Annotated in this window: 23 protein-coding genes and 2 pseudogenes; 9 read left to right on the plus strand and 16 right to left on the minus strand. The window is 74.3% G+C overall.

Annotated elements, in window-relative coordinates:
- Window positions 1–55: 55 nt before the first annotated feature.
- From ABZ659_RS31180 to soxR, 3 genes are all read right to left on the minus strand, one after another.
- Entirely contained in the window at window positions 56–184 is a 129-nt protein-coding gene (locus ABZ659_RS31180; protein ID WP_360226640.1) for a SapB/AmfS family lanthipeptide, read from the minus strand.
- Window positions 181–2823: a class III lanthionine synthetase LanKC gene (gene lanKC, locus ABZ659_RS31185; RefSeq protein ID WP_360226746.1), complete on the minus strand. Its 2643-nt coding sequence runs from the start codon at window positions 2821–2823 to the stop codon at window positions 181–183. The genes ABZ659_RS31180 and lanKC overlap by 4 nt, the downstream gene beginning before the upstream one ends.
- A 118-nt stretch (window positions 2824–2941) precedes the next feature.
- Window positions 2942–3439: a redox-sensitive transcriptional activator SoxR gene (soxR, locus tag ABZ659_RS31190; RefSeq protein WP_360226643.1), complete on the minus strand. Its 498-nt coding sequence runs from the start codon at window positions 3437–3439 to the stop codon at window positions 2942–2944.
- Between the two features lie 94 nt (window positions 3440–3533).
- Here soxR and ABZ659_RS31195 point away from each other — a divergent pair, with 94 nt between their 5' ends.
- A complete protein-coding gene (locus ABZ659_RS31195; RefSeq protein WP_360226646.1) occupies window positions 3534–3995 on the plus strand; it encodes a MaoC family dehydratase in 462 nt (153 codons plus the stop codon).
- On the opposite strand, the gene ABZ659_RS31200 is transcribed toward ABZ659_RS31195, so the two are convergent.
- From ABZ659_RS31200 to ABZ659_RS31210, 3 genes are all read right to left on the minus strand, one after another.
- The gene (locus ABZ659_RS31200; protein WP_360226649.1) at window positions 3986–4639 is read right to left on the minus strand and encodes a TetR/AcrR family transcriptional regulator; all 654 of its coding nucleotides are present in this window, start codon (window positions 4637–4639) and stop codon (window positions 3986–3988) included. The two genes, ABZ659_RS31195 and ABZ659_RS31200, sit on opposite strands and share 10 nt — an antisense overlap.
- 82 nt (window positions 4640–4721) lie before the next feature.
- On the minus strand, window positions 4722–5009 hold the full coding sequence (locus tag ABZ659_RS31205) for a YiaA/YiaB family inner membrane protein (RefSeq protein WP_360226652.1): 288 nt from the start codon (window positions 5007–5009) through the stop codon (window positions 4722–4724).
- Between the two features lie 61 nt (window positions 5010–5070).
- A complete protein-coding gene (locus tag ABZ659_RS31210; RefSeq protein WP_360226655.1) occupies window positions 5071–6222 on the minus strand; it encodes an acyl-CoA dehydrogenase family protein in 1152 nt (383 codons plus the stop codon).
- 93 nt (window positions 6223–6315) lie between these two features.
- Here ABZ659_RS31210 and ABZ659_RS31215 point away from each other — a divergent pair, with 93 nt between their 5' ends.
- The 3 genes from ABZ659_RS31215 to ABZ659_RS31225 all read left to right on the plus strand — a co-directional run bounded on the left by ABZ659_RS31215 (window position 6316) and on the right by ABZ659_RS31225 (window position 8802).
- A complete protein-coding gene (locus tag ABZ659_RS31215) occupies window positions 6316–6966 on the plus strand; it encodes a TetR/AcrR family transcriptional regulator (protein ID WP_360226749.1) in 651 nt (216 codons plus the stop codon).
- A 46-nt stretch (window positions 6967–7012) separates the two neighbouring features.
- Window positions 7013–7723: a winged helix-turn-helix domain-containing protein gene (locus ABZ659_RS31220; RefSeq protein WP_360226658.1), complete on the plus strand. Its 711-nt coding sequence runs from the start codon at window positions 7013–7015 to the stop codon at window positions 7721–7723.
- A 77-nt stretch (window positions 7724–7800) separates the two neighbouring features.
- The gene (locus ABZ659_RS31225) at window positions 7801–8802 is read left to right on the plus strand and encodes a DMT family transporter (RefSeq protein ID WP_360226752.1); all 1002 of its coding nucleotides are present in this window, start codon (window positions 7801–7803) and stop codon (window positions 8800–8802) included.
- Window positions 8803–8806: 4 nt separating this feature from the next.
- Here the strand turns inward: ABZ659_RS31225 and ABZ659_RS31230 are convergent, their stop codons facing one another.
- The 8 genes from ABZ659_RS31230 to ABZ659_RS31265 form a co-directional block, all read right to left on the minus strand.
- A complete protein-coding gene (locus ABZ659_RS31230) occupies window positions 8807–9892 on the minus strand; it encodes a zinc-binding dehydrogenase (RefSeq protein ID WP_360226661.1) in 1086 nt (361 codons plus the stop codon).
- A 155-nt stretch (window positions 9893–10047) separates the two neighbouring features.
- Window positions 10048–11436, minus strand: a complete 1389-nt coding sequence (locus ABZ659_RS31235) for an aldehyde dehydrogenase family protein (protein WP_360226664.1) — start codon at window positions 11434–11436, stop codon at window positions 10048–10050.
- A gap of 113 nt (window positions 11437–11549) precedes the next feature.
- Window positions 11550–12890, minus strand: a complete 1341-nt coding sequence (locus ABZ659_RS31240; protein WP_360226667.1) for an ABC transporter ATP-binding protein — start codon at window positions 12888–12890, stop codon at window positions 11550–11552.
- Between the two features lie 158 nt (window positions 12891–13048).
- Complete coding sequence (locus tag ABZ659_RS31245) at window positions 13049–13906, minus strand: class F sortase (protein ID WP_360226670.1); 858 nt, start codon at window positions 13904–13906, stop codon at window positions 13049–13051.
- 112 nt (window positions 13907–14018) lie between these two features.
- Window positions 14019–14621, minus strand: a complete 603-nt coding sequence (locus tag ABZ659_RS31250) for a hypothetical protein (RefSeq protein ID WP_360226673.1) — start codon at window positions 14619–14621, stop codon at window positions 14019–14021.
- Window positions 14622–14961: 340 nt separating this feature from the next.
- Entirely contained in the window at window positions 14962–17193 is a 2232-nt protein-coding gene (locus ABZ659_RS31255; RefSeq protein WP_360226676.1) for a molybdopterin oxidoreductase family protein, read from the minus strand.
- Window positions 17194–17474: 281 nt separating this feature from the next.
- Entirely contained in the window at window positions 17475–18137 is a 663-nt protein-coding gene (locus ABZ659_RS31260) for a TetR/AcrR family transcriptional regulator (RefSeq protein ID WP_360226679.1), read from the minus strand.
- A gap of 35 nt (window positions 18138–18172) precedes the next feature.
- The gene (locus tag ABZ659_RS31265) at window positions 18173–18727 is read right to left on the minus strand and encodes a hypothetical protein (RefSeq protein WP_360226682.1); all 555 of its coding nucleotides are present in this window, start codon (window positions 18725–18727) and stop codon (window positions 18173–18175) included.
- A 156-nt stretch (window positions 18728–18883) separates the two neighbouring features.
- Here ABZ659_RS31265 and hmgA point away from each other — a divergent pair, with 156 nt between their 5' ends.
- From hmgA to ABZ659_RS31285, 4 genes are read left to right on the plus strand one after another with little or no spacing between them, the layout of a single operon-like run.
- Window positions 18884–20209, plus strand: a complete 1326-nt coding sequence (gene hmgA / locus ABZ659_RS31270) for a homogentisate 1,2-dioxygenase (protein ID WP_360226685.1) — start codon at window positions 18884–18886, stop codon at window positions 20207–20209.
- A 52-nt stretch (window positions 20210–20261) separates the two neighbouring features.
- Window positions 20262–21011 carry a GntR family transcriptional regulator gene (locus ABZ659_RS31275; protein ID WP_360226687.1) on the plus strand — a complete coding sequence of 250 codons (750 nt, stop codon included), beginning with the start codon at window positions 20262–20264 and terminating at the stop codon, window positions 21009–21011.
- Between the two features lie 26 nt (window positions 21012–21037).
- Window positions 21038–22189 (plus strand): type ISP restriction/modification enzyme, encoded by a 1152-nt coding sequence (locus ABZ659_RS31280; protein WP_360226689.1) that lies wholly within the window; start codon window positions 21038–21040, stop codon window positions 22187–22189.
- 35 nt (window positions 22190–22224) lie between these two features.
- A complete protein-coding gene (locus ABZ659_RS31285; protein WP_360226692.1) occupies window positions 22225–23433 on the plus strand; it encodes a CaiB/BaiF CoA-transferase family protein in 1209 nt (402 codons plus the stop codon).
- Between the two features lie 23 nt (window positions 23434–23456).
- Here the strand turns inward: ABZ659_RS31285 and ABZ659_RS31290 are convergent, their stop codons facing one another.
- Both ABZ659_RS31290 and ABZ659_RS31295 read right to left on the minus strand, forming a co-directional pair.
- Window positions 23457–23726, minus strand: a complete 270-nt coding sequence (locus ABZ659_RS31290) for a hypothetical protein (RefSeq protein ID WP_360226695.1) — start codon at window positions 23724–23726, stop codon at window positions 23457–23459.
- Window positions 23727–23853: 127 nt separating this feature from the next.
- Window positions 23854–24312: pseudogene (locus ABZ659_RS31295) on the minus strand (anti-sigma factor); the annotation flags it as partial.
- Window positions 24313–24547: 235 nt separating this feature from the next.
- On the opposite strand from ABZ659_RS31295, the pseudogene ABZ659_RS31300 reads away from it, so the two are divergent.
- Window positions 24548–25114, plus strand: a pseudogene (locus ABZ659_RS31300) (sulfite exporter TauE/SafE family protein); the annotation flags it as partial.
- Window positions 25115–25143: the final 29 nt, after the last annotated feature.

Genomic DNA, 25143 nt, shown 5'->3' on the forward strand with positions numbered 1-25143 from the left:
GCCCGGGACGCCGTGGGCCGAGTGGTACGGCCGGGTGCGGGTGGGCCGCTGGACGTCAGTTGCAGGTCGTGATGGACAGGCTGCTGTCGCCGCAGAGGAGCAGGCTCGCCCGGCTGCCGGACTCGACGTCGCCCATGGCCTCTTCCTTCGGGGTCTCCATCGACTGCAGTTCGAGCAGGTTCATGACATTTCCCTTCGTTGACCTACGGGTTCTTTCTCCTCACGGTCCCCGAGGGGACCGCGGCTCGTGGGGCCGCCGTCTTCGGACAGCGGCGGGAGGAACGGCAGGGCGGCGGGCGGGTCGCCGTACACGGAGGCGACAGCCAGCAGGCATCCGGCCGTACCGGTGGACAGGTCCATCGACAGACGCATCATCTGCTCGCCGGGGAAGGCGAGATGGCCCTGGTAGGACATGGCGTGCCAGGAGAGCGCGGCGAGCTGGCGGCGGACGTCGGCGGGTTCCGTGCCCGGTCCGGTGGCCCGGGTGCGGGCGAGGAACAGCACCATCCCGGCCACGCCCCGGTACAGGCCCGGCTGCGCGTAGAACATCGCCTGCGCGGCGGCCACGATCTCGTCGCGCGCCCGCGCGAGGTCGTCGTCGGCGCGGTGCGTGAGGTAGTCGTCGAGCACCATGCCGATGCCGACGCTGCCCGCGCCCAGGTAGGGCATCGTGCGCCAGCCCTCGTCGACCTGGAGCGCGCCGCCCGCGCCGCGTACGCAGCGGGCGAGGTCCTGGCGCAGCGCGTCGCCCGCGAGGTCCAGCAGACCGGTGTCGCCGGTGCGTTCGTACAGCCGCAGGAACAGCAGCGCGCGTCCGGCCGCGCCGTACAGCAGCCCCGCGCGGGGCGGCCGGGCCGGGGCCTTCCCCGACGTGGCGCGGGCGGTCAGCTCGGCGCAGCGCAGGGCGGCCGAGGCGAGCGCGGCGTCCCCGGTGGCGGCGCCCAGCGCGTCCAGGGCGAGGCCGAGGCCCGCGGTGCCGCCGTGCAGATCGGCGGCGAGGGTGTCGAAGGGCTGGTCGAGCAGGAGTCCCACGAGGTCCAGGGCCCGGTCGCGCTGGCCGAGGTACTCCAGCGTCCAGGCGATCCCGGCGAGCCCGTCGTGGAACCCGAGCGGGACGCCGGACGGCAGCCGCTCCGTGCGCTCCAGCAGCCAGCCCAGTTCGTCCTCCTCGTACCCGGCCCCGCTCGCGGCCAGCGCGTACAGCACACCCGCGGCGCCGTGGCCGAACGCCAGCCCGCCGCCCGCCGTGGCGAACTGCGCGATGTCGCCGGGGAAGAGCCGGTCCGTACGGTCCAGGTCCGCCGCGGCGTGCACGGCCGCCGCCATCGACGCCCGGCTGCGCGGCCAGTCCCCCGGCTCGACCGGCACCACCGGGGGTGCGGTCGCCGCCGCGCCGCCCGCCGTCCCGTCGGTGATCTCCTTCACCGCCGCGTCCAGCAGCGCCCGGTCCACCGGGAACTGCCGTGCCACCACGTCGGCGAGGTGCGCCGCCTTGCGCCGGTCCACGGCGAGCAGGCTGGTCAGTGGCAGGAACAGGGCGATCCGCAGACAGGCGAGCGCGTAGCGGTCGACGGCGGGCCCGCGACGGCCGGGCGGCGCCACGAACCCGGGGTTCGCGACGGTCTGGCGGCCCGGTTCACCGATCGCGTGGGCGGCCTCGAAGTCCAGCAGGGCGACGCTGTCGTCCTCGCGGACCATGATGTTGAACAGGTGCAGGTCGTTGAAGACGATCCCGCGCGCGTGCACCTGGGCGACGGCGCGCTCCACCCGCGCGTGGATGTCGAGCGCCCACTCGGTGTACTCGGCCAGCCGCTCCTTCCCCGGGTCCGCCTCGATGAGCGGGTGGCGGCGGGCGAAGAAGGTGTTGAGGGGCTTGCCGTCGAGGTGCTCCAGGACCAGGAAGTGGTGGTCGCCGACGCGGAAGTGGTCGAGCACCTCGGGCGTGCAGTCCAGACCCGACAGCCGCTCCAGCGCCCGGCGTTCCCGCTCCAGGCGGGTCACCGCGTCGGCCCCGTCGGCGGCCAGACCGGCGTGCGGGCGGGCCTCCTTGAGCACCACGCGCTCGCCGGTGCGGGTGTCGCGGCCGAGGTAGACGCCCCCGCCGTTGGAGAAGTGCAGCGCCGACTCGACGGTGTACGGCAGGTCGGCCAGGGTCGCCGCGGCGCGGGCTTCGAGGTGCGGGCGCAGGAAGGCGGGCGGGTCCACCCACTCCGGCGTGCGGAAGACGGGGCCGCGCAGGTCGGGCACGAGGGTGCCGTCGGGGGCGGCCACGGCGGGCCGCAGCTCGCCGGAGTCGTCGTAGCACTCGCGGCGGGTGAAGCCGCCGTAGCGGACGTGCACGGGGCCGTCGCCGATGCGCAGGTCGCTGAGGATCCGCGGGCCGGGCTCACCGGCCAGCAGCTCCGCGAGGTCGCCGACGACGCGTTCGAACCGTGCCTCGTCCGCCGGGTAGACGGTGAGGAACTTGCCGCTGCCCGCCCGGTCCGCGTACTTGGCGTTGCGCTGGTGCAGCAGGTAGCGGCTGGGCACGAACTTGAACGCCGTGCCGCTGTCCAGGCAGTACCGCCGCACCCGCTCCAGCACGGACTCGGCGTTGTCGAGGCAGGCCGAGACGTGGATCTTCCAGCCCTGGGCGGGGAGTTCGGCGTCCACCGGGCGCAGCGCGAGCCAGTCGCCGCTCTCGTGCCGCTGCCAGCCCTCGGGGACGGGCAGCGAGGCCGCGGCGTACCGGGCGCGCCCGGCGCCGGGAGCGGGTGCCGTGCGGTGCGGCGCGTCGTAGAAGTACGGGTCCGCGTCGCAGTACACGGCATAGCCCTTGTCCACGCCCGCTCCCTCCGTCCAGTGGGTGACGACGAAGACGCTGTCACGGGACGCGGGCCCCTCAACAGTCACCGCTGTCATCACTCCGGTGTGCGGAACGCACGGGTAACTTGGCGGCGCCCTACCGCCGCCGTCGCGGCGTCTGCTGCTCCCGGTGCTCCCGGCGCTCCACGAGGAGCCGGGAGCCCGCGCCCCGCTGTTCGCCGTAGACGTCGTCCGGGTTGGACAGCACACAGGTGTTCAGGGAGAGGCAGCCGCACCCGATGCAGTCGGTGAGGTGGTCGCGCAACCGGTTGAGCTGCTGGATCCGCTCGTCGAGTTCGGAGCGCCAGGCTTCGGAGAGCCGCGCCCAGTCCTCCCGGGTGGGCGTGCGGCCCTCGGGGAGTTCGGCGAGCGCCTCGCCGATGGTGGCGAGCGGGATGCCGACGCGTTGCGCGGCCCGGATGAACGCGACGCGGCGCAGCGCGTCCCTGCTGTAGCGGCGCTGGTTGCCCGCGGTGCGGCGGCTGCTGATCAGGCCCTTGGACTCGTAGAAGTGCAGGGCGGAGACGGCGGCGCCGCTGCGCGCGGCGAGCTGTCCGACGGTCAGCTCATGGACCTTCTCTGGGATCTGGGGCACTCATCCGACCCTACCGGTCCGTTGACAGGCGCTCCGATCCCGACCATGCTAAGCAGTCGCTTAGGCATAGGTGAGAGTTTCTGGAGGCCGGGACATGGCACAGCCGAGGATCTTCGCGTCGACCGACGAGCTGAAGGCGGCGGTGGGCGAGCAGCTGGGGTACACCGACTGGCTGGAGGTCGACCAGAAGCGGATCGACCTGTTCGCGGAGGCGACCGGCGACCACCAGTGGATCCACGTGGACCCGGAGAAGGCCGCGCGGGGGCCCTTCGGGACGACGATCGCGCACGGCTACCTGACGCTGTCCCTGCTGCCCCTCTTCGGCCCGCAGCTGCTCACCGTCGAGGGCGTGAAGATGGGCGTCAACTACGGGACCAACAAGGTCCGCTTCCCCGCGCCGGTCCCGGTCGGCTCCCGGCTGCGCGCCACCGCGACGATCACCGGCGTCGACGACGTCGCGGGCGGCGTCCAGGTGACCGTCGCCTTCACCGTGGAACGCGAGGGCGGCGACAAGCCGGTGTGCGTGGCGGAGTCGGTGGCCCGCTACTACCTCTGAACCTCCGGTGCGCCGGGCACCCGCTTGGCCCCCACCATCCGCAGCACGAGGTCGGCGTAGAGCGCGCCGACCTCGTCCGGTGTCCGGGGGCCGTCCAGGCTGAACCAGCGGGCGACGTCGATGCAGAGCGAGAGCACCGCCAGCGTGGTGCCCCTGACGTCGAGCACGTCGAACTCGCCCGACCGCACGCCTTCCTCGATGATCCCGCGCACCTCCGCGTCCACCTGTCGGCGCAGGCCCAGGATCTCGGCGCGGGCGTCGGGGCCGAGCGAGTCGAGTTCGTACTGCACGACCCGCGCGGTGGTACGCCCCCCGGCATGCCAGCGGACGAAGGAGCTGACCGCGTCGGCGAGCCGCTCGGTGGGCCCGCCCTCGCCGCGCGCCGCCGTCCGCAGGATGTCCACGGCCTTCTCGTGGCCGATCCTGCTGATCCGGTGGAGCAGCTCTTCCTTGGTCTTGTAGTGGATGTAGAGCGCGGCCGGGCTCATCCCGGCGCGGCCAGCGATGTCCCGCGTGGTCGTCGCGTGGTAGCCGCGCTCGGCGAAGGCCTCCACGGCGGCGATCAGCAGCCGCCGGGCCGCGTCCGGGGTGACCTCGCCCCACGGCTGCGCCTCGCCACCGGCCGTCTCCTCCGCCGTACTCATCGCCCACTCGCCCCTCTCGTTCCGGGCCCCCACCATACCGCCGCTGGTGAGCGGGCGCTTAGTGGGCCCGTACGACGATGGCTCAGAGCTTCTCGAAGGGGTCGTGCTCGGCGAGGAGCTTCTCCAGCCGCGCCTGGTCCACCCGGCTCACGATCTGCCCGGCCTCCTGCCGGTCCCGGATGACCTTGGCGAGGGTGAAGGCGGAGGTGACGAGGTAGAGGACGGCGATACCGAGGAAGCCGCGCACCCAGGCGTCGGCGTTCAGGTTGTAGATCCCGACGGCGGTGGCCGCGATGGCCACCCCGAAGGACACGACGGCCTGCCCGTAGAAGGCGGCCGTGCTCTGCTGCTTGACCGGTGTCTCACTCATGGGGAACAGCATCGGCGGACCCGGCGGGCACCACATCCGCCGAGGTACTCAGACGGGGTACTCAGAACGCCGATACGCCGGTCAGCGCGCGGCCGATCAGTAGCTTCTGGATCTGGCTGGTGCCCTCGTAGAGGGTCATCACGCGGGCGTCGCGCAGGAGTTTGCCCGCCGGGTACTCGTCGATGTAGCCGTAGCCGCCGAAGACCTGGAGGGCGTTGTTGGCGGCACGGACGGCGGCCTCGGAGGCGAACAGCTTGGCCTTGGACGCCTCGGTGGTGAAGGGCTGGCCGCGGTCGACGAGGTCGGCGACCCGCCAGGTGAGCAGCCGGGCCGCGTCCACGTCCACGGCGATGTCGCTGATCAGCTCCTGGACGAGCTGGTGGTGGGCGATGGTCCTCCCGAACTGCTCGCGCTCGCCCGCGTACCTCACGGCCGCGTCCAGCGCGGCCTGCGCGATGCCGACGCAGCCCGCGGCGACCGACATCCGCCCCTTGGCGAGCGCCGACATGGCGACGGAGAAGCCCTTGCCCTCCGGCGCCAGCATCGCGTCGGCCGGGACCCGGACGCCCTCCAGGACCAGCTCGGCGGTGGCCTGCCCGCGCAGCCCCAGCTTGCCGTGGATGGTGCGCCGGGTCAGGCCGGCGGTGTCCGTCGGGACCAGGAACGCGGAGACGCCCTGGTGACCGGGGGCGTCGGTGGAGCGCGCGAACAGCAGCACCACGTCGGCCCAGGTGCCGTTGGTGATGAACATCTTGGTGCCGTTGATCACATAGTGGTCGCCGTCGCGGACCGCGCGGGTGGCGAGGTTCCCGGCGTCGGACCCGGTGCCGGGCTCGGTGAGGCCGAAGCAGCCGACGTACGCGCCGGAGGTGAGGCCGGGCAGCCAGCGCCGCTTCTGCTCCTCGCTCCCCCAGGCGGCGACCGTCTTGGCGACCAGCCCGAGGGAGACGGAGACGATGCCGCGCACCGAGGAGTCACCGCGCCCCAGCTCCTCCGTCACCAGGCAGTACGCGAGGTGGTCGCCGCCGGAGCCGCCGTACTCCTCGTCGACGGTCAGCCCCAGGAAGCCGACCTCGCCGAGCTTCTTCACCACGGAGCGGTCGACCTCCTCGGCGCGGTCCCAGGCGACGACATGGGGGGCGATCTCACGCTCCACGAAGTCCCGGGCCAGCTGCCGGACGGCGGTCTGCTCCTCGCTCAGCTCCAGGTCCATGCCGAGTCACCTCACATCACAGGGGTACAGCGCACGAGAACGTCAGCGGTGAACAGTAAATTAGCGCTGCTAGTTTACTTGCGCAGCCCTACTATGTGCGCCATGGCCCGACCGCGCAAGCCCCTTCTCAGCACCGACCGGATCGTCGCGACGGCCCGGGAACTCGTGGACGCCGAGGGCCTCGCGGCCGTCTCCACCCGCCGTCTCGCCGCCGAGCTGGGGGTCAGCGGACCCTCCCTCTACAACCACTTCCGCACCAAGGACGAGATCCTGGAGGCGGTCGCCGACTCGGTGAGCGCGCTGGTCGACCTGTCGATGTTCGACGACGGCCGGGACTGGCGGACCGCGCTGCACGACTGGGCCCTGTCCTACCGGACCGCCCTGCGCGACCATCCCAACATCGTCCCCGTCCTCGCCCGCGGCCCCGGCCGCCGCCCCGCCGCGCTGCGGCTCGCGGACGCCGTCTACGGCGCGATGGTCGCGGCGGGCTGGCCCCCGGCGCAGGCCACCTCCATCGGCGCGCTGATGCGGTACTTCATCATGGGCTCCGCCCTCGGCTCCTTCGCCGGGGGCTTCGTCGACGACGCCAGCGCCTACGACCCCGCCGACTACCCGCACCTCGGCCAGGCCCACCGGCTCGCCGAGCGGCAGGAGAAGGTCGACGAGCGGGCCTTCGAGACGGGTCTGACGGCGCTCCTGGACGGGCTGGCACAGCAGTACGCCCAGCTCCCCGAGCCCGCGTAGCACCCTTCGGCGCTCACCGAACCGTCCCTGCCCCATGCTGGGAGCCATGACCACCAGGGACGCCCGCGCACCGGGCCTCGCCGCGCTCGCCGCGCTCCTCGCCGACGAGACCCGCGCCGCCTGTCTGCTCGCCCTGCTCGACGGGCGGGCCTGGACCGCCGGTGAACTGGCCCGGCACGCGGGCGTGGCCGCCTCCACCCTCAGCGAGCACCTGGGCAAGCTGGTCGCGGGCGGCCTGCTCACCGAGGAACGGCAGGGACGGCACCGGTACGTCCGCCTCGCCGACGCCCGCGCGGCCCAGCTGGTCGAGGAACTCGCCGCGCGGGTCCCCCCGGACGCGGTGCCGCCGCCGCGCACCCTGCGGCAGTCCGGCGCCGGGTCCGCCATGGCCCGCGCCCGCACCTGCTACGACCACCTCGCCGGACGGCTCGGCATCGCCGTCACCGACGCGCTCACCGACCGCGGCCTGCTGACCCAGGACACCGGCTTCGCGCTCACGGCGGCTGGCCTGGCCTGGTTCGACGCCACCGGCATCGCCCTGGACCGCCGGGGCCGCCGCCCGCTGGCCCGCGGCTGCCTCGACTGGACCGAACGGCGCCCGCACCTCGCGGGCACGGCGGGCGCGGCCCTGTGCGGGCACGCCCTCTCCGCCGGGTGGTGCGTACGGATCGGCTCCGAACGCGCGGTCCAGCTCACGGCGACCGGCGAACGGGCGCTCGGCGACCTGCTGGGCCTGGACGCGACGGCCCTGCGCTGAGCCCGCCGCCGGCGCCCCCGTACCGGTCCGAAAACCGCGAGCCCCCTGATCCGTCCGTCCCTACCCTCTGGAGCATGATGAACAGCACCCTGTCCCGGCCGCCCCGCGACCGGCTCCTCGCCGCGGGGGCCGCCGTGGTCACCGTCGTCCTGTGGGCCTCCGCCTTCGTCTCCATCCGCAGCGCGGGCGAGGTGTACTCGCCGGGCGCGCTGGCGCTGGGGCGGCTGCTGGCCGGGGCGCTGGTGCTCGGGGCGCTCTGCCTGGTCCGCCGGGAGGGCCTGCCGCCGCGCGCCGCCTGGCGCGGCATCGCGATATCCGGCGTCCTGTGGTTCGGCTTCTACAGCGTGGCCCTCAACTGGGGCGAGCAGCAGGTCGACGCGGGCACCGCCGCCCTGGTGGTGAACATCGGCCCCCTGCTCATCGCGCTGCTCGGCGCCCGGCTCCTCGGCGACCCGATGCCGCCGCGCCTCCTCGCGGGCATGGCCGTGTCCTTCGCGGGCGCGGTGGCGGTGGGTCTGTCGATGTCCGGCGAGGGCGGCGCCTCGGTGCTCGGCGTGGTCCTGTGCCTGCTCGCCGCGGTCGCCTACGCGGGCGGCGTGGTCGCCCAGAAGCCCACCCTCGGCCAGGCCAGCGCGCTCCAGGTGACGACGTACGGCTGCCTGGTGGGCGCGGTGTGCTGCCTGCCGTTCGCCGGGCACCTGGTCACCGAGGCGGCCGACGCCCCGCTCACGGCCACGCTGAACATGGCCTACCTGGGCGTCTTCCCCCTCGCCCTGGCCTTCACGACCTGGGCGTACGCCCTCGCCCGCACGACGGCCAGCCGCATGGGCGCGACGACGTACGCGGTACCGGCCCTGGTGGTCCTGATGTCCTGGCTGGCGCTCGGGGAGGTACCGGGCGCGTTGACGCTGCTGGGCGGCGCGCTGTGCCTGGCTGGAGTGGCGGTATCACGATCCCGACGGCGGATCGGCGTACCCGGCGGTGCGGGGCTGTACCGATCCGCGGCGCCGCCGCGGGGCGCGACCAGCCACGACGCGCCCCCAGCCGGAGAACCCACCGCCCCCACCCCTTCCTCCTGAGAGGTCAGAACGACACCAACGCCCGCCCGCCCTTCCCGGCCACCATGTTCTCGAACGCCGCCGGAATCCCGTCCAGAGCGATCCGCTCCGTCACCAGCGCGCTCAGGTCGAACCGCCCCGCCCGGATGTGCTCCCCGATCACCGGCAGGTCCCGCGCCGGATCGGAGTCACCGTAGACACACCCGGTCAGCGTCCGCCCCCAGTGGAAGATCTCCAGCGCGTTGAAGGTGACCTGCTGGTCCTTGCCGCCGATCCCGACGACCACCGCGCGCCCGCCCCGCCGGGTGGACTCCCACGCGGCCCGGATGGTGACCGCGCGGCCCACGCACTCCACGGCGACGTCCACGCCCTGCTTCCCGGTGAGCGCGCGGATCTCGCGGGGCGTGGTGTCGGAGGCGAGGACGTAGTCCGTGGCGCCCGCGGCGCGGGCCAGTTCCTCCTTCTCCGGGGAGACGTCGACAGCGATGATCCTCGACGCCTCCGCGATCCGCGCGGCCTGGAGTGCGGCGAGCCCGACGCCCCCGACCCCGAACACGGCGACGGTCTCCCCGGCCCGCACCTTCGCCGAGTTGTGGACGGCGCCGTAGCCGGTGAGGACGGCGCAGCCGAGCAGGGCCGCGTCGGTCAGCGGGACCCCGGCCGGGACGGGCAGCGCGCACCTGACGGGGATGACCGTCTCCTCGGCGAACGCGGCGACGTTCAGCCCGGGGTGCAGTGCGGCGCCGTCGGAGGCGCGCCGGGCGTGCACGTTGGCCGCGCCGCTCAGCGCGTCGGCGCACAGCCAGACCTCGCCGCGGGCGCACGCCGGGCACTCGCCGCAGGACGGGGCCCAGTTGAGGACGACGGTGTCGCCGGGGGCGTACGCGGTGACGCCCTCGCCGACGGCGGTCACCGTGCCCGCGCCCTCGTGGCCGAGGACGGCCGGGACGGGCACGCGCAGGGTGCCGTTGGACAGGGACAGGTCGGAGTGGCAGACCCCGGCGGCGGCGAGCCGCACCCGCAGCTGCCCGGGGCCCGGGTCGGGCAGCTCGATCTCGGTGATCTCCAGTGGGGCTCCGACAGCGGACACGACGGCGGCGCGGACAACCATGGTTACGCAACTCTCCTGGGGACGGCGTACGGCAACGGGTCAGGGGCCTGTCGCGAAGGTCCCGCCCGCCGCCCGACGCCTGGCACGCCCTCTCGCCGTACCGGACGCCGCTCGGCCCGCCCCGCGGGCGGACGACGCGACTTTCGCCACACGCGCTAGAACTGGAGGGACTTGGTCTGGAGGTACTCGGTGAGTCCGTGCACGCCGAGTTCGCGGCCGACGCCGGACTGCTTGTAACCACCGAACGGCGCGAGCGGGTTGAAGCGTCCGCCGTTGATGTCGACCTGCCCGGTGTCCATCCGCACCGCGAAGGCCACCGCCTCCGCCTCGTCGCCCGCCCAGACGGCGCCCGCGAGGCCGTAGACCGTGCCGTTGGCGATGCGCAGGGCGTCGTCCTCGTCGTCGTAGCGCAGGACCGACAGGACGGGGCCGAAGATCTCCTCCTGGGCGATGGTCATGTCGGGCGTGACGTCGGCGAAGACGGTCGGGCTGACGTAGTAGCCCCGCTCGCGCGGTGCGTCGGCGCCGCCCGCGACCAGCCGGGCGCCCTCGGCGACGCCCTTCTCGATGTAGCCGCGGACCCGGTCCCGCTGCCTGGCGTTGACGACGGGGCCGATGCGGTCGCCGTACTTGGCGGCGGCCTGCGCGGCCAGCTCCACCGCCTCGTCGTACTGGTCGCGGTGGACGAGCATCCGGGTCCAGGCGCTGCACGTCTGGCCGGAGTTGGACATGACGTTGGCGACGCCGACGTTGACGGCCTTGGCGAGGTCGGCGCTGGGCAGGATGACGTTGGCGGACTTGCCGCCCAGCTCCAGCGCGACCCGCTTCAGGGCGCCGGAGGCGAGCGCGCCGATGCGGCGGCCGACGGCGGTGGACCCGGTGAACGAGACCATGTCGGTGCCGGGGTGCTCGGCGAGCGCCTGGCCCGTGACCGGGCCGAGCCCGGTGACGAGGTTGAACACCCCGGCCGGGAAGCCCGCCTCGTGCACGGCCTCGGCGAAGAGCTGGGCGACCAGCGGGGTGTCCTCGGCGGGCTTGAGGACGACCGTGCAGCCCGCCGCGAGCGCCGGGGCGACCTTGGCGACGATCTGGTGCAGGGGGTAGTTCCAGGGCGTGATCGCGGCGACCACGCCGACCGGCTCCTGGCGGACGGTGGAGTTGCCGACCTTCTCCTCGAAGGAGTACGTCGCCGCGAGTTCGGCGTAGGAGCCCGCGACGGCGATGGGGGCGCCCGCGTGGACGCCCTGCGAGAACCTCAGCGGCGCGCCGAGTTCCGCGGTCACCGTCTCGGCGATCTCGTCCTTGCGGGCGGCCAGCACGTCCCGCAGGGCGGTGAGCCGGGCGGCGCGCTCGGCGGGCGGGGTGGCGGCCCAGCCGGGGAAGGCGGCGCGGGCGGCGCGTACGGCGGTGTCGACGTCCAGGGCGGTGCCCGCGGGGACCTGGCCGATCACCTGCTCGTCGGCCGGGTTCACGACGTCGATGGTGTCCCGTCCCTCGGCGGGGCGCCAGGCGCCGTCGATGTACATGCCGTCGTGTGCCTTCATCGTCTTCCCTCCGGGCGGGCCTCGTCGTCCGGACCCCAAACTAGCGCCGTTAGTTTTACGGCACCAGGGGTTCCCGCCATGGCACGGCTCACCCTGCCCGGAGGGCGCGGGTCTCACTCCTCCAGGACGGGCAGCCGCGCCGGGGCGGGGCAGACGCGTTCACCGTGCTGGTCGAAGACGTACAGGTGGGCGAGGTCGACGAGGAGGGGGACCTGCATCCCGTGCCGCAGCCCGATGTCGGGGGTGGTGCGGACGATGAGGTCGCCGGGCGGCCGGGGCTCGGCGGCCGAGGACGCGTGGCCGGGCTCCGGCCGGTCCAGCACGTCCACGGACCCGCCGCCCCGCAGGGCGCCCGCGCGCTCGCGCAGCCGCTCCAGCACGGAGCCGTGCTCGCGGCGGCGGCGCCGGTCCTGGCGGACCGCGGGCCGCGCGGCCTCCAGGTCGGGGACGACGGCGGGGCTGGAGCCGGTGTTGAAGTGCACCAGCGCCTCGTGGCCCTGGAACTCCACGTGCTCCACCAGGCCGTGCAGCGGCACCTCGCCGGGGCGGGCGGAGGAGGGCTTGGCGATGCGCACCGCCTCCGAGCGCAGCCCGACGATGATCTCCCGGCCCTGCTGGACGCGCAGCATCTGGTGGTCGAGGGAGAGCGGTTCGGGCAGCCGCAGGTACTGCTTGCCCAGGCTGATGGTCATGGCGCCGCCGAGCGGGGCGCGGACCATGGCCCGCAGCAGGTTGATCCGCGGGGTGCCGATGAAGGCGGCGACGAAGACGTTGCGGGGCAGCGCGTACACCTCGCGGGGGGTGCCCACCTGCTGGAGGACGCCGCCGCGCAGCACGGCGACCCGGTCGCCGAGCGACATCGCCTCGGACTGGTCGTGGGTGACGTACACCGTGGTGACGCCGAGGTCCCGGGTGAGCCGGAAGATCTCGGCGCGCAGGTGGTTGCGGAGCTTGGCGTCCAGGTTGGACAGCGGCTCGTCCATCAGGAAGGCGGACGGGCGGCGGGCGATCGCCCGGCCCATCGCGACCCGCTGGCGTTCGCCGCCGGAGAGCTGGCCGGGCAGCCGTTCGAGCAGGTCCTCGATGCCGAGCATCCGGGCGGTGGCGTCGACCTGGGGCCGGTGGTCGGTGCCGGGGTCCTCGATGCGCAGCGGGAAGCCGATGTTGTTGCGGCTGGTCATGTTCGGGTAGAGGGCGAAGTTCTGGAAGACCATCGCCATGTTCCGCCCGGCCGGGGGCAGATCGTTGGCCCACTCCCCGTCGAGCAGCAGCTCGCCCTCGTCGATCTCCTCCAGCCCGGCGACCATGCGCAGGACGGTGGACTTGCCGCAGCCCGAGGGCCCCAGCAGGACGAGGAACTCGCCGGGCGTGATGTCCAGGGTGAGCCGGTCCACCACGCGGACGCCTCGCGTGTAGGACTTGCTCACATCGTGCAGGGAGATGGCGCGTGTCATGAGGGTGCCCCCGGGGGCTCACTGGTGTGTTGGTACGGGTGGGTCACGGAAGCTAACGGAATGTCCGCACCGGTGGGAAGACGCCGGTCAGGATCAGTCGCCACAGTTCGCGGAATGAGAGACACCCGTCCGCTTAGTGAGAAAGCGGAGGCCCAGATTCAGCGCCACCGCGCCCCTGTCCGGGGCTCGCGGACGTCCGTCAGGTGCGCGAAGACGACCACGTTGCCGCTGTAGCCGGTGCGCGGCCGGTAGCTGCCGCCGCAGGTGATCAGCCGCAGCTCGGGACGGCCCCGGGCGCCGTACACCTCGTCGTTCGGGAACCCCTCCTTCTCGTACGACTCCACGGCGTCGACGGTGTAGACCGCCGTACGTCCGTCCGCGCGCCGGAACGCGACGCGCTTGCCGCGCTTCAACTCGCCGAGCCCGGCGAAGACGGCCGGGCCGGACACGGTGTCCAGGTGCCCCACGACCACCGCCGTGCCCTGCTCCCCCGGCGAAGGGCCAGCCTCGTACCAGCCCACCAGCTTCGGCTTGTCGTCCGGGGGCGCGGTGAGCCGCCCCTTCCGGTCCAGCCGCAGGCCCATGACCGGGGCGTCGACCCCGATGTACGGGATGAGCAGCCGGGTGGCACGGGAGCGGGACAGGGGGCGGAGGGGGGTGGGGCTCGGGGCGGAGGGGCGAGCCGACTCGGCGGGGCGAGCCGACCTGCTGGGGCGCGCGGGGGCGGCGGGGCGCACGGAGCCACCGGGGCGCGCGGGGCCGGAGGAACCCGCCGCGCGCCGCGGACTCGCGGACGGCTTCGGCGGTACGGCGCCACCCCGCGCCCCGGAACTCCCGGACGGCGTCGGCCTGGTGGCGGCGCCACCCCGCGCCGTGGGGCTCGCGGACCCGCCCTCCCCCGCACCGGCCGACGCCCCGGCCCCGGCGTGGGGGCCGGAGGCCGGGGCGGGGGGCCCGGAGGGTTGCTCCTCGGCCTGGTTCCACCAGACGGCGCCCACCACCAGCGAGACGGTCACGACGCACGTCCGCGTCAGGCGGTAGGCGCGGGTCCGGTGCCAGGGCCGCGGGCGGGGCCCGGGCCTGAGCGTGCGCCGGGGCACGGGCGTGCGCCGGGGCGTGGGGCGCTGGCTAGTGGGAGCCATGCGGACGGCGGCGGAGCCGGAACCAGACCACCCCGGACACCGCGGCCAGCCCCACGGCGGCGGCCCCGGCGACCGGCGCGAACGCGGCGTCCCGCGCGAGTCCGCCGCCCCCGGCGGGCGGGCCGCCGTGCGGACCGGGGGTGCTCGCCATCGGCTTGGGCGAGGCGCAGTCGACCCGGAACACCTTGAACTTGCCCGCGCCGTGCCCGAGGTCGGTCTTCCAGGTCAGCTTGTACGTCCCGTTGGGCAGCCCGAGGGGCAGGCTCTGGGCCGTGCCGTCGGACTCGACCGTGATGTCGCCCTCCAACTCCGGCTCGGGGTCCGGCTTGGGCTGCTTGTCGATCTCCCAGTGGACCGCCTCCCCCGCGTCGAAGTTGAAGGCGGCGAGGTAGAAGTCGCAGACCTTGGGCTCGTTGCGCTGGTCGGCGAAGGGCGTCCCCATCTCGTGGATCTTGACGTCCCCGTTGTCGCCGGGCGGCTGGGCGACGGCGGCGGGCGCGCCGAGCGCGGTGGTGCCCGCGACGGCGAGGGCCGCGAGGACGGTGGTGCGGACGCCTGCACGGCGGCGTGGACGGGGCAAGGTGGACATGCGCGTTTCCTCCGAGTCGTGCGATTTTCATATGAATCGCTTGGCTCGACTCTCTGCCACTCCCACACCCGGATGCCGGGAGCAACGCCTCACGCCCCGTCAGATTCCACTCTTTCGCCGCAGAGCCGCCCGGCGGGGACGGGACCCCGCCCCCGCCGCCGAGGGATCACCGCCCGCCGACCGCGGGGCGGCCCCCGACGACAGCGGCAGCGGCCCGCCGAGCAGCACGAAGGGCGCCGCGACCCCCGCCCCGACCGGCGCGGCCTGGACGCCGTACCGCCGTGCTCGATCCGCCACAGCGAGGTGACGGACGTGCGAGCGGTGAGCGCGAAGGTTCAGGTCACGGGCGTGCGATCAGTTCGACGGGGACGCCGTTCAGCACCGCGTTGCCGGACAGCGGATCGAGCAGGCTGCCGTCGAGGAGCTGGTTGACGTTGGCTCCGGGGTCGGTGGCGGCGTGGCTGAGCCGGGTGCCGGGGCGGTCGTGTCCCCAGCCGTGCGGGAGGCTGACGACGCCCTGCCGGATGTCGGCGGTGACCTCGGCGGGCGCGGTGACCTCGCCCCCGGCGCCCTTGATCCGGACGGGCTGCCCGTCGCGCACCCCGAGCCGGTCGGCGTCGTCGGGGTGGAGGTGCAGGGTGCAGCGGTTGGAGCCGCCGGTGAGGGCGGGGACGTTGTGCATCCAGCTGTTGTTGGAGCGCAGATGGCGGCGGCCGACGAGGACGAACCCGGCGGGCCGCTCGGCGAGTGCCCGCCGGAGCCGCGGCAGGTCGTCCGCGATCGGCCCCGGCAGCAGCTCCACCTTCCCGCTGCGGGTCCTCAGCGGCTGCGGCAGCCGGGCGGCGAGCGGCCCGAGGTCGATGCCGTGCGGGTGCGCCAGCAGCCGCTCCAGGGTCAGCCCGTCGGGCCGTACGCCGAACCCGTCGCCGTAGGGGCCGAGGCGCAGCATCAGGTCGAGCCGCCGCTCGGGGCCGTTGTCACCGGTGAGCCGCGCGGCCAGTTCGCGTGGGTCGCGGCCGTACGCCGGGGAGTGCGGCTCCTTGACGGCCTTGCCGAGGGTCTGGTCGACGACCATGGCGTCCACGGCGGCCGGGTCGGTGCCGTGGGCGCCCGTCACCGCGAGGATCAGACGGGCGTGGATCTCCGTCTCCGCCATCCGGCCGGGCTCCAAGGGGACGGCGGGGCGGGTGTAGCGGACCTGGTTGCGGACGGCGAGGGTGTTGAAGGCGAAGTCGTGGTGCGCGCTCTGCGCGGGCGGGGGCGGCGGCAGGACGACGTCGGCGTGGCGGGTGGTCTCGTTGAGGTAGGGGTCGACGCTGACCATGAAGTCCAGCGCGCCGAGCGCCTTGTCGAGGCGGTCGCCGTCGGGGGTGGACAGCACCGGGTTGGCGGCGATGGAGAGCACGGCACGGATCGGTACGCCCTCGTCGGTGGCGGTGTCGATCTCCTCCGCCAAGGCGGCGATGGGCAGTTCGCTCTTGGCCTCGGGGTGCCCGCTGACCCGGGACCGCCAGCGGCCGAGCGCGAAGCCGCGGCCGGGCCCCGCGGGGCGGGGCGTCCGGTCGGTGGCGGCCTGCGGGAAGAGGGCGCCGCCGGGCCGGTCGAGGTTGCCGGTGAGGATGTTGAGGACGTCCACGAGCCAGCTGGCGAGGGTGCCGTGCGGGACGGTGCAGCTGCCGATGCGGCCGTAGACGGCGGCGGTGGGGGCGGCGGCGAGTTCGCGGGCCAGGGCGCGGATGAGGGGCGCCTCGACGTCGCAGGCCGGGGCGACCGCGTCCGGGGTGAAGTCGGCCAGGGCGGCGCGGAGTCCGTCGGCGCCGTCGACGTGCGGGGCGAGGTCGCCCAGGCTGACGAGGCCCTCGTCGAACAGCACGTTCGCCATCGCCGCGAGCAGCAGCGCGTCGGTGCCGGGGCGGACAGCCACGTGCCGGTCGGCGAGCTTGGCGGTGCGGGTGCGGCGCGGGTCGACGACGGTGAGGGTGCCGCCGCGCGCCCTGAGCGCCTTCAGCTTGCCGGGGAAGTCGGCGGCGGTGCACAGACTGCCGTTGGACTCCAGCGGGTTGGCGCCGATGAGCAGCAGGTGGTCGGTGTGGTCGAGGTCGGGCACGGGGATGGCGTTGGCGTCGCCGTAGAGCAGGCCGCTGGAGACGTGCTTGGGCATCTGGTCGACGGTGGAGGCGCTGAACACGCTGCGGGTGCCGAGGGCGCCGAGCAGCACCGGCGGGTAGAGGCCCCCGGCCATGGTGTGCACGTTGGGGTTGCCGAGGACGACGCCGACGGCGTTGGGGCCGTACCGCTCCACGACCGGGCGGATCCCGGCGGCGACCGCGTCGAAGGCCTCCTCCCAGGTGGCCTCGCGCAGTTCCCCGTCCCGGCGGACCAACGGGGCGCGCAGCCGGTCGGGGTCGCCGTCCACGGCGCCGAAGGAGGCGCCCTTGGGGCAGATGAACCCGCGGCTGAAGACGTCGTCGCGGTCGCCCCGGGCGCCGGTGACGCGGGTGCCGTCGATGGTCAGCGTCAGGCCGCAGGTGGCCTCGCACAGGGGGCAGATTCGCAGGGCGGTGCGGGACACGGGTCCTCCCGGGACGTGCGGCGGCGGTGGCGCGGACGGGGCCGAGCATACCGACCGGTACGCATGTCGGGGAGGGGTCGGGCCTGGGGCGTGTGGCGAGAGTCCCGTCGTCCGCCCGCAGGGCGGGCCGAGAGGCGTCACGGGGGTCCCCCGCGCGAAGAGCTTGGGGGAGTGCCAGGCGCCGGGCGGCAGGCGGGGCCTTCGCGGCCCGCCCTGCCCCTCCCCGCGGGCCGTGCCGGACTTCCCCCGCGGGCCGTGCCGGACTTCTCCCGCGGGCCGGGTCAGTCCAGCACCCGCCCCAGGTACGCCCGCAGCAGCTCCCGCATCTCCGCGATGACCCGCTCGTCCCCCTCCGGGTCCACCCGGAACGCGAGCTGCACCAGGGTGTCGGCGGTCTCCACGGCGACGAGGAAGGTGCGGCGCAGGTCGTCGTCGGGGTCGCGGGGCAGCAGGCCGGAGAGCAGGGCGGCCAGCCGGTCGGCGACGCGGTGGTTGGGTTCGGTGTGCCGGGCGCCGACCGGGATCTGGTTGCCGAAGTCGACCAGCGAGAAGCCGGGCGCGGTGCGCTTCATGGCGAGGTACTCGTCGAGTACGGCGTCCAGGGCCGCCCGCCAGCCGCCCGCCGCGCCGCCCTTCAGCCGCTTCGTGACGCGTTCGGTGTAGCGCTCCAGGTTGCGCTGGGCGAGGGCGTCGGCCAGCTCCCGCTTGTTGCCGAAGAAGCGGTAGACCGAGCCGATGGGGACCCCGGCGCGCACGGCCACCGCCCGGGTGCTCAGCTCGTCGTACCCGACCTCGTCGAGGAGGTCCGCGCAGGCGTCGAGGATCCGGGTCAGCCGCTCCGCGCTGCGCCGTTGCACGGGCGCGCGGCGCAGCGGCACGGCGGCGGGCGGCGTGCCGGGCGGCGGGGACGGGGGCTGGGCAGGGGGCACGGGCACGGGCTTCATGATGCCTCTCCACCCGGGTCCGGGTGAACCGGGACCTACGGTACGGACGCCGACGCGCTCGCCGACGCCGTGGCGGTCGCCGTCGCCGTGCCCTCCGCCCCCGACACCGTGATGTCGGCCGTGCGCTCCACCGGCTCCCCGTCGGCCGCCCACACCGTGCCGTCGTCGGCGTACAGCCGCGCGGTGACGTGGTGGGTGCCGCGCGGGACGAGCCGGGCGGCGAGGCGGTACTCCGGGGTGCGCAGCTCGGCGATGAACCGGCCGTCGAGGAAGAGCCGGGCGACGCCCCGTCCGGCCACCGCCTCGGCCGCCGCGCCCCGCGGGGAGAGGCGGAAGCGCTCGAAGGTCAGGGTGAGGTCCCAGCCGTCGCCCGAGCTGCCGGGCTGCACCTCGATGTCGACCTCGGGCGCCTCGTCCTCGTCGACCTCACGGAAAGCGCGCCCGCCGTCGTCCGTGTCGTCCAGCAGTCTGCCCACCGGTGAGGGCGACATCTCGCGCTCACCCGCGTCACCCGTGCCACAGCCCACGGCTCCCGCCACCAACAGGACGCACACCGCCAGCGCGGCGAAGAGTCCCCGTATCCACGACATGTCGGGAGCGTAGAACACCGGTACGACAGCCCGGATCCCCCTGGAGTCGGGTTCCGGTCATCCCTCCAGAGGAGGTCATCGAAGCCCTTGCGTCCGGGAAACCGCAATCCTACGGTGATCCATAGGAATCAGTGTGCGCAAGGGAGCGATGCGATCATGAGCGGGGACCCGCGGAAGACCGCCGAAGGACTGGCCTACCTCTCCGGCTTCGGCAACGAGCACAGCTCGGAGGCCGTCCCGGGCGCCCTGCCCGAGGGCCGCAACTCACCCCAGCGGGCCCCCCTCGGCCTGTACGCGGAGCAGCTGAGCGGTACGGCGTTCACCGAGCCCAGGGCGCACAACCGCCGCTCGTGGCTGTACCGCATCCGCCCCTCCGCCGCGCACCCGGCGTTCACCCGCGCGGACAACGGCGCGCTCCGCACGGCCCCGTTCACCGAGACCGTCCCGGACCCCAACCGGCTGCGCTGGGACCCGCTCCCGGCGCCCGCCGACGGCACCGACTTCCTCGCGGGCCTGTGGACCCTCGGCGGCAACGGCGACGTGACCCAGCGCTCCGGCATGGCGGTGCACCTCTACCACGCCGACGCCGCCATGGACCGCGTCTTCAGCGACGCGGACGGCGAGCTGCTGATCGTCCCCGAGCACGGCGGGCTGCTGCTGCGCACCGAGTTCGGGCTGCTGAGCGCCGAGCCGGGCGAGGTGGCGCTCGTCCCGCGCGGGGTGCGCTTCCGCGTCGACCTGCTGGACGACACCGCGCGCGGGTACGTCTGCGAGAACTACGGCGCCCCGTTCCGCCTCCCCGACCTCGGTCCGATCGGCGCCAACGGACTGGCCAACCCGCGGGACTTCCGCGCCCCGGTCGCCGCGTACGAGGACTTCGAGGGCGAGGTGGAGGTGGTCAACAAGTTCTGCGGCAACCTCTGGACGGCCGTGTACGACCACTCCCCGCTGGACGTCGTCGCCTGGCACGGCAACCACGTGCCGTACGTGTACGACCTGCGCCGCTTCAACGTCATCGGGACGATCTCGTACGACCACCCGGACCCGTCGATCTTCACGGTGCTGACCTCGCCGTCCGACACCCCGGGCCTCGCGGGCATCGACTTCGTGGCGTTCGCGCCGCGCTGGCTGGTGGGCGAGGACACCTTCCGGCCGCCGTACTTCCACCGGAACGTGATGAGCGAGTACATGGGCCTGATCGAGGGCGCCTACGACGCGAAGACGGCCGGAAAGGGGGGCTTCGTGCCCGGCGGCGGCTCGCTGCACAACATGATGTCGGCGCACGGCCCGGACCGGGAGACCTTCGACCGCGCCAGCGCCGCCGAGCTGGTGCCGCAGAAGGTCGACGACGGGCTGGCGTTCATGTTCGAGACCCGCTGGCCGGTGACGCTCACCGACCGGGCGGCCCGCGCGGACCACCTCCAACCGCGCTACGACGACGTGTGGCACGGCATGGAGCGCCACTACCGCGCGCGTCCCTGACCCGTGTCCGCCGGGTTGCACTGATCATTCCCCTGCCGGTACGGATGGCCCCGTGACCTCCTTCGCCCCGGACTCGATCGTCCTGAACCGCAAGCTGCCGCTCTGGTACCAGGTGTCGCAGTCCCTGCGCGCCTCGATACTCGGCCGCTCCCCGCGGGACCCGCTGCGCCTGCCCACCGAGGAACAGCTGGCCGCGCACTACGGCGTGAGCGTGCTGACCATGCGGCAGGCGCTGAAGGAGCTGGAGGACGAGGGGCTGATCACCCGGCACCGCAGGCGCGGCACGTTCATCGAGCCGGACGTCCGCCGGGGCACCCCGGTGCGGCTGCTCGGCTCGGTGGACGCGATCGTGGCCCAGCAGTCCGGCATGACGACCGAGCTGCTGGACCACGGTCCCGCTCCCGTGCCCGCCGAACTCGCCGAGTACTTCCCGGACCTGGCCGAGGTGGCGACGTACCACCGGCTGCGCAGCGACGAGAAGACCGGCGAGCCGACCAACCACGCCCGCAACCACGTCCGTCCCGAACTGGCCGCGCGCATCGACCTGGACGACCTGGTGCGCTGGCCGATGACGAAGGTGCTGCGCGACGTCGTCGGCGCGGACATCAGCCGCATCACGGACACGGTGGAGGCCCGCCTCGCCGACCCGGAGACCGCCGAGCTCCTCCAGGTCCCGCTGCTCAGCCCGATCCTGCACTACACGGGCATCACCTACGACACCTCGGGACGCCCCTTGGACGTCGCCGTCATCCAGTACCGCGGCGACCGGTTCTCCTTCACGGTGACGCTCGACGCCACCTGACCCGGCCTGCCGGGGACCGTCGTACGATGCCGGGCGTGACGCCCGACGACGACGCTCCGCCGCTCGCGGACCTCATGCCGTGGTCCGTCGCACCGCCGCGCCTGGGCCGGGGCTGGCCGGTGGCGCCCGACGCGGCCTGTCTCCGGGCCCGTTGGGACGCCCTGGTGAAGGCGGACGGCCCGGAGCGCGAGGCCCTGTTCGAGCCGACACGCTCGCGCACCCTGCACTCGGCGGTCGGGCAGTTGCCGGGCCGGTCCGGCGGCACGGGGAAGCTGCTGCGCGCCGCCGGCCCCTGCCCGGAGCCGGTCCGGGTGCTCGCGGCGCCCTTCGACGAGCAGTGGCTGATCCCGGACCACCGGCTGATCGACGCGGCCCGCCCGGAGCTGTGGCGGGTCGCGGACGACCAGCAGGTGTTCGTCGTCGAGACGCCGGAACGGCTGCTGGCGACGCCGTACCCGCCCCTGCTTCGTCCGGGCCGGGTCCGCCCGCTGTACCGCCGTCCCGGCGGCGGCGAGCCCAATCTGGCGCCCGGCCTGCTCGCGTACCTGAACGCCCGTCTCGGCGTGGACTGCGGGCCGCTGGACGTCCTGGCGTGGACGCTCGCCGTCGCCCGCCCGGACCTCACCGTCCCGCTCACCGCGGACCGGGCGCTGTGGGCGCACGGCACCGAGCTGGGCCATCGCCTGCTCTGGCTGCTGCGCCGCGACGGCGACCGCCCCAAGCTGCCCGGCGGCCGTCGCCCCTACGTCCGCGCCCCGCTGCCGTCCCGCCCGCTCACCCTCGCCTACGACCGGGACGGGGAGGCCCTCCACCTCGACGACGGCCGGATCTCCCCGGTGCCCCCGCAGGCGTGGGACTTCGAGGTGGACGGCGCCCGGGTGCTGGAGCGGTGGTTCGCCGCGCGCACCGCGGACCCCGCCGAACCGGGCACGCTGGCGGCGATCCGCCCGGCGACCTGGCGGCAGGGCTGGACGTCGGAGCTGCTGGAGCTGGTCACCGTACTGACGCTGCTGGCGGAGCTGGGCCCGCGGCGGGACGAGCTGACGGTCACCGATCCCGTCACCGCGGCCGACCTGCGCGCGGCGGGCGTGCTGCCGGTCCCGGCGTCCGCGCGCCGCCCCGCGTCGGTCCTGGACCACCACGAGGAGGGCCCGGAGGGCCAGTTCGCCCTGCTGTGAAGCGGCGGTCATGACAAAGGAGCCGGGCGCGGGTCATGATCCCCGGCATGGAACCGCAGCCACCGCCCCTGGAGGGCATCACCGTCGTCGCCGTCGAGCAGGCCGTCGCCGCGCCCTTCGCCACCCGGCAGCTCGCCGACCTCGGCGCCCGGGTGATCAAGGTCGAGCGCGTCGACGGCGGGGACTTCGCCCGCGGCTACGACACCGCCGCGGGCGGCCTCGCCTCGCACTTCGTGTGGTGCAACCGCGGCAAGGAGTCGGTCGCCCTGGACCTGAAGGACCCGCGCGGGCTCGACGTCGTACGGCGGCTGGTGGCGGACGCGGACGTGTTCGTGCAGAACCTCGCGCACGGGGCGGCGGCCCGGCTCGGCCTGGACGCGGCCACGCTGTGCGCCGCGCACCCGCGGCTGGTCGCCGTGGACATCTCGGGCTACGGCTCCACCGGCCCCTACGCCGACCAGCGGGCCTACGACATGCTCGTGCAGTGCGAGGCGGGGCTGGTGTCGGTGACCGGGACGCCGGAGCTGCCGGTGAAGGCGGGGATCCCGGCCGCCGACATCGCGGCGGCGATGTACGCCTTCTCCGGGGTCCTCGCGGCGCTGCTGCGGCGCGGCACGACGGGCCGGGGCGGGCCGGTGGAGGTGTCGATGCTGGAGGCGCTGGTGGAGTGGATGGGACATCCGCTGCACCACGCGATGCACGGAGGCACACCCCCGGCGCGCACGGGGCTCGCGCACGCCGTCATCGCGCCGTACGACGCCTACGCGACGGCGGACGGCGGGCGGGTGCTGCTGTCGGTGCAGAACGACCGGGAGTGGCGGCGGCTGGCCGAGCGGATCGTCGGGCGGCCGGAGCTGGGCACGGACCCGGCGTTCGCGACGAACGCCGCGCGGGTGGCGAACCGGGAGCGGACCGACGGGCTGGTGGCCGGGGCGCTGGGCGCGCTCACGGCGGACGAGGCGCTGGACCGGCTGACGGGCGCGGGCATCGCCTGCGCCCGTCTGCGGGACGTACGGGAGGTGGCCGGGCATCCGCAGTTGGCGGCCCGGCAGCGGTGGCGGGAGGTGGGGACGCCGGTGGGCCCGCTGCGGGCGCCGCTGCCGCCGATCACGCTGCCGGGCGGGGACGCGGCACGGATGGGCGACGTGCCCGCGCTCGGGCAGCACACCGGGTCCGTGCTGCGCGCCGCGGGGATGACGGACGACGAGATCGCAGCACTGCGCCGGGACGGCGTGGTGGCCTGAGCGCGGTCAGCGGTCGGTGGGGGTCAGTGACCTCCGAACAGCGAACGGCGCAGTCGGCGCAGCGGCGCGAAGAGCGAGACACGGCGTACGCGCGCACCCCGGTCACTGCGTCGCTGAGTAGCGTCACGCGCGGTGATCTCCCGCATCAGCGAGGTCGCCTCGGCCGCCTCCTGCTGCGGTATGGCGGGACCCGCCAGCACCGAGAGATGACGGTCGAGGCGCGAACTGGTCGCGCTGCTCCCGCAGGTGATCGCAGGGACCCTGGCCCTGCTGCGCACTGTTATCTGTTCCATGTCACTCCCCACCCGTACGAGTCCACCCGGCCCCGGGCAGGGTAACCCTATCGCCCCACCCGGGCACTCGTGTATCGCGGTCACAGGATTCACCTTCCCCGCAAGGGGGTTGACGATGCCGCGTCGACTACTCTCCGAATCCGACCGATTTCAGGGCGACTTGGACAACCGGCTGACTGGTGGGCCGCCGTGAGCCCCCGTCGGGTTCGACGGTCACGGCGAGTGATGTCGCGGATCGTTCCAGGCCGGAGGCGATCAGGGGCGTGTCGCCGTCGAAGAGCCCGAGGGAGCGCGGTCGCGCACCGGGGCGCATGAGCCACAGTTGATGCACGCGGTCGCCCGGCGGATCGCCGTATCCGCTCAGGGTCACCACCGCGCGCCCCTCCGACGCGGAGGCGACCACCCCGATGAGTCGGCCCCGCGCGTCCCGGCCGGTGTCGGCACGGGCGTCCGGGGCGGTGAGGACGTGGGCGATCTCACGTGCCCGGGCCCGCTCGGCGGACAGCGCGTCCTGGGCGCGACCGGCCTGCACGGCGAAGAGCCCGGCGACGACGAGCGCCGCCGCGGCGGTCGCGGTGGCGAACGGGCATTTCGGCCCGGAAGGTCCGTCTCGTCACCCAAGCGTGAGGGCTTCGGCTTGAGTACGGTCTCTCGTTTCTGCCTGCCGCTGGTGCGGCGGGGTTGCGCCACCTGCCCGCCCCGCCTCCGCCTTGCGGCGGGGGCGGGTGGCGCGGGTCTTCTGGTCGGCTCCACGAGGCTTCGACACCACCGCGGCGGTGTCCCGGTCTCCGGCCACTGCGGCACCAAGAACGAGAAGACGTTCCTTGGGCGTGGTCGCGCTCGGCCTGCTCGTCACGGCGGGCTCGGCGGCGACGCCGTCGGTGCTCGCCTGGCTGGGCCTCGCGAGCGGCGCCCTGGTGACGGCGGCGGGCGCCACCCTCGTACGCCGGGCCCTCCGCGACCGCCACGGGCACAGCCACGACCACGACCATGAGCACGGGCACGAACACCCGCACACGCGCGGCGGGCACCCGCATACCCACCCCACCCTCCGCGGCGCCGTCCTCCTCGGCTTCGCGGGCGGGCTCGTGCCCAGTCCCTCCGCCGTCGTCGTGCTCGTCGGCGCGGCCGCGCTCGGGCGGGCGTGGTTCGGGCTGCTGCTGGTCGTGGCCTACGGCGTCGGGCTCGCGCTCACCCTGACCGCCGCCGGGTTCGCCGTGGTCAGGGTCGGCGGGGGCGTGACGCGGTTGCTCGACCGGCGTCCGCGCTGGTCCGCCGGTCCGCTGGCCGCCGTCGTACGCCGGGCGGCACCGCTGGGGTCCGCGTGCGTCGTCGTCGCCCTGGGGGCTGGATTGGTGCTCAGGGGGGCGGCATCCGCATTCGGCTGAGCTACTTTGTGAGGAAAGGGAGATTCGCG

Source organism: Streptomyces sp. NPDC006997, assembly GCF_040635175.1.
Taxonomy (GTDB): Bacteria; Actinomycetota; Actinomycetes; order Streptomycetales; family Streptomycetaceae; genus Streptomyces.

Excerpts from the sequence above, each read along its gene's own strand:
- ABZ659_RS31180 (WP_360226640.1), bottom strand. The coding sequence starts at position 184 with ATGAACCTGCTCGAACTGCAGTCGATGGAGACCCCGAAGGAAGAGGCC.
- ABZ659_RS31265 (WP_360226682.1), bottom strand. The coding sequence starts at position 18,727 with ATGTCGTGGATACGGGGACTCTTCGCCGCGCTGGCGGTGTGCGTCCTG.
- ABZ659_RS31205 (WP_360226652.1), bottom strand. The coding sequence starts at position 5,009 with ATGAGTGAGACACCGGTCAAGCAGCAGAGCACGGCCGCCTTCTACGGG.
- ABZ659_RS31260 (WP_360226679.1), bottom strand. The coding sequence starts at position 18,137 with ATGAAGCCCGTGCCCGTGCCCCCTGCCCAGCCCCCGTCCCCGCCGCCC.
- ABZ659_RS31290 (WP_360226695.1), bottom strand. The coding sequence starts at position 23,726 with ATGGAACAGATAACAGTGCGCAGCAGGGCCAGGGTCCCTGCGATCACC.
- ABZ659_RS31225 (WP_360226752.1), top strand. The coding sequence starts at position 7,801 with ATGAACAGCACCCTGTCCCGGCCGCCCCGCGACCGGCTCCTCGCCGCG.
- ABZ659_RS31250 (WP_360226673.1), bottom strand. The coding sequence starts at position 14,621 with ATGTCCACCTTGCCCCGTCCACGCCGCCGTGCAGGCGTCCGCACCACC.
- ABZ659_RS31280 (WP_360226689.1), top strand. The coding sequence starts at position 21,038 with ATGCCGGGCGTGACGCCCGACGACGACGCTCCGCCGCTCGCGGACCTC.
- ABZ659_RS31210 (WP_360226655.1), bottom strand. The coding sequence starts at position 6,222 with ATGGACCTGGAGCTGAGCGAGGAGCAGACCGCCGTCCGGCAGCTGGCC.
- ABZ659_RS31285 (WP_360226692.1), top strand. The coding sequence starts at position 22,225 with ATGATCCCCGGCATGGAACCGCAGCCACCGCCCCTGGAGGGCATCACC.
- hmgA (WP_360226685.1), top strand. The coding sequence starts at position 18,884 with ATGAGCGGGGACCCGCGGAAGACCGCCGAAGGACTGGCCTACCTCTCC.
- ABZ659_RS31235 (WP_360226664.1), bottom strand. The coding sequence starts at position 11,436 with ATGAAGGCACACGACGGCATGTACATCGACGGCGCCTGGCGCCCCGCC.
- ABZ659_RS31215 (WP_360226749.1), top strand. The coding sequence starts at position 6,316 with ATGTGCGCCATGGCCCGACCGCGCAAGCCCCTTCTCAGCACCGACCGG.
- ABZ659_RS31220 (WP_360226658.1), top strand. The coding sequence starts at position 7,013 with ATGACCACCAGGGACGCCCGCGCACCGGGCCTCGCCGCGCTCGCCGCG.
- ABZ659_RS31200 (WP_360226649.1), bottom strand. The coding sequence starts at position 4,639 with ATGAGTACGGCGGAGGAGACGGCCGGTGGCGAGGCGCAGCCGTGGGGC.
- ABZ659_RS31230 (WP_360226661.1), bottom strand. The coding sequence starts at position 9,892 with ATGGTTGTCCGCGCCGCCGTCGTGTCCGCTGTCGGAGCCCCACTGGAG.
- ABZ659_RS31195 (WP_360226646.1), top strand. The coding sequence starts at position 3,534 with ATGGCACAGCCGAGGATCTTCGCGTCGACCGACGAGCTGAAGGCGGCG.
- ABZ659_RS31240 (WP_360226667.1), bottom strand. The coding sequence starts at position 12,890 with ATGACACGCGCCATCTCCCTGCACGATGTGAGCAAGTCCTACACGCGA.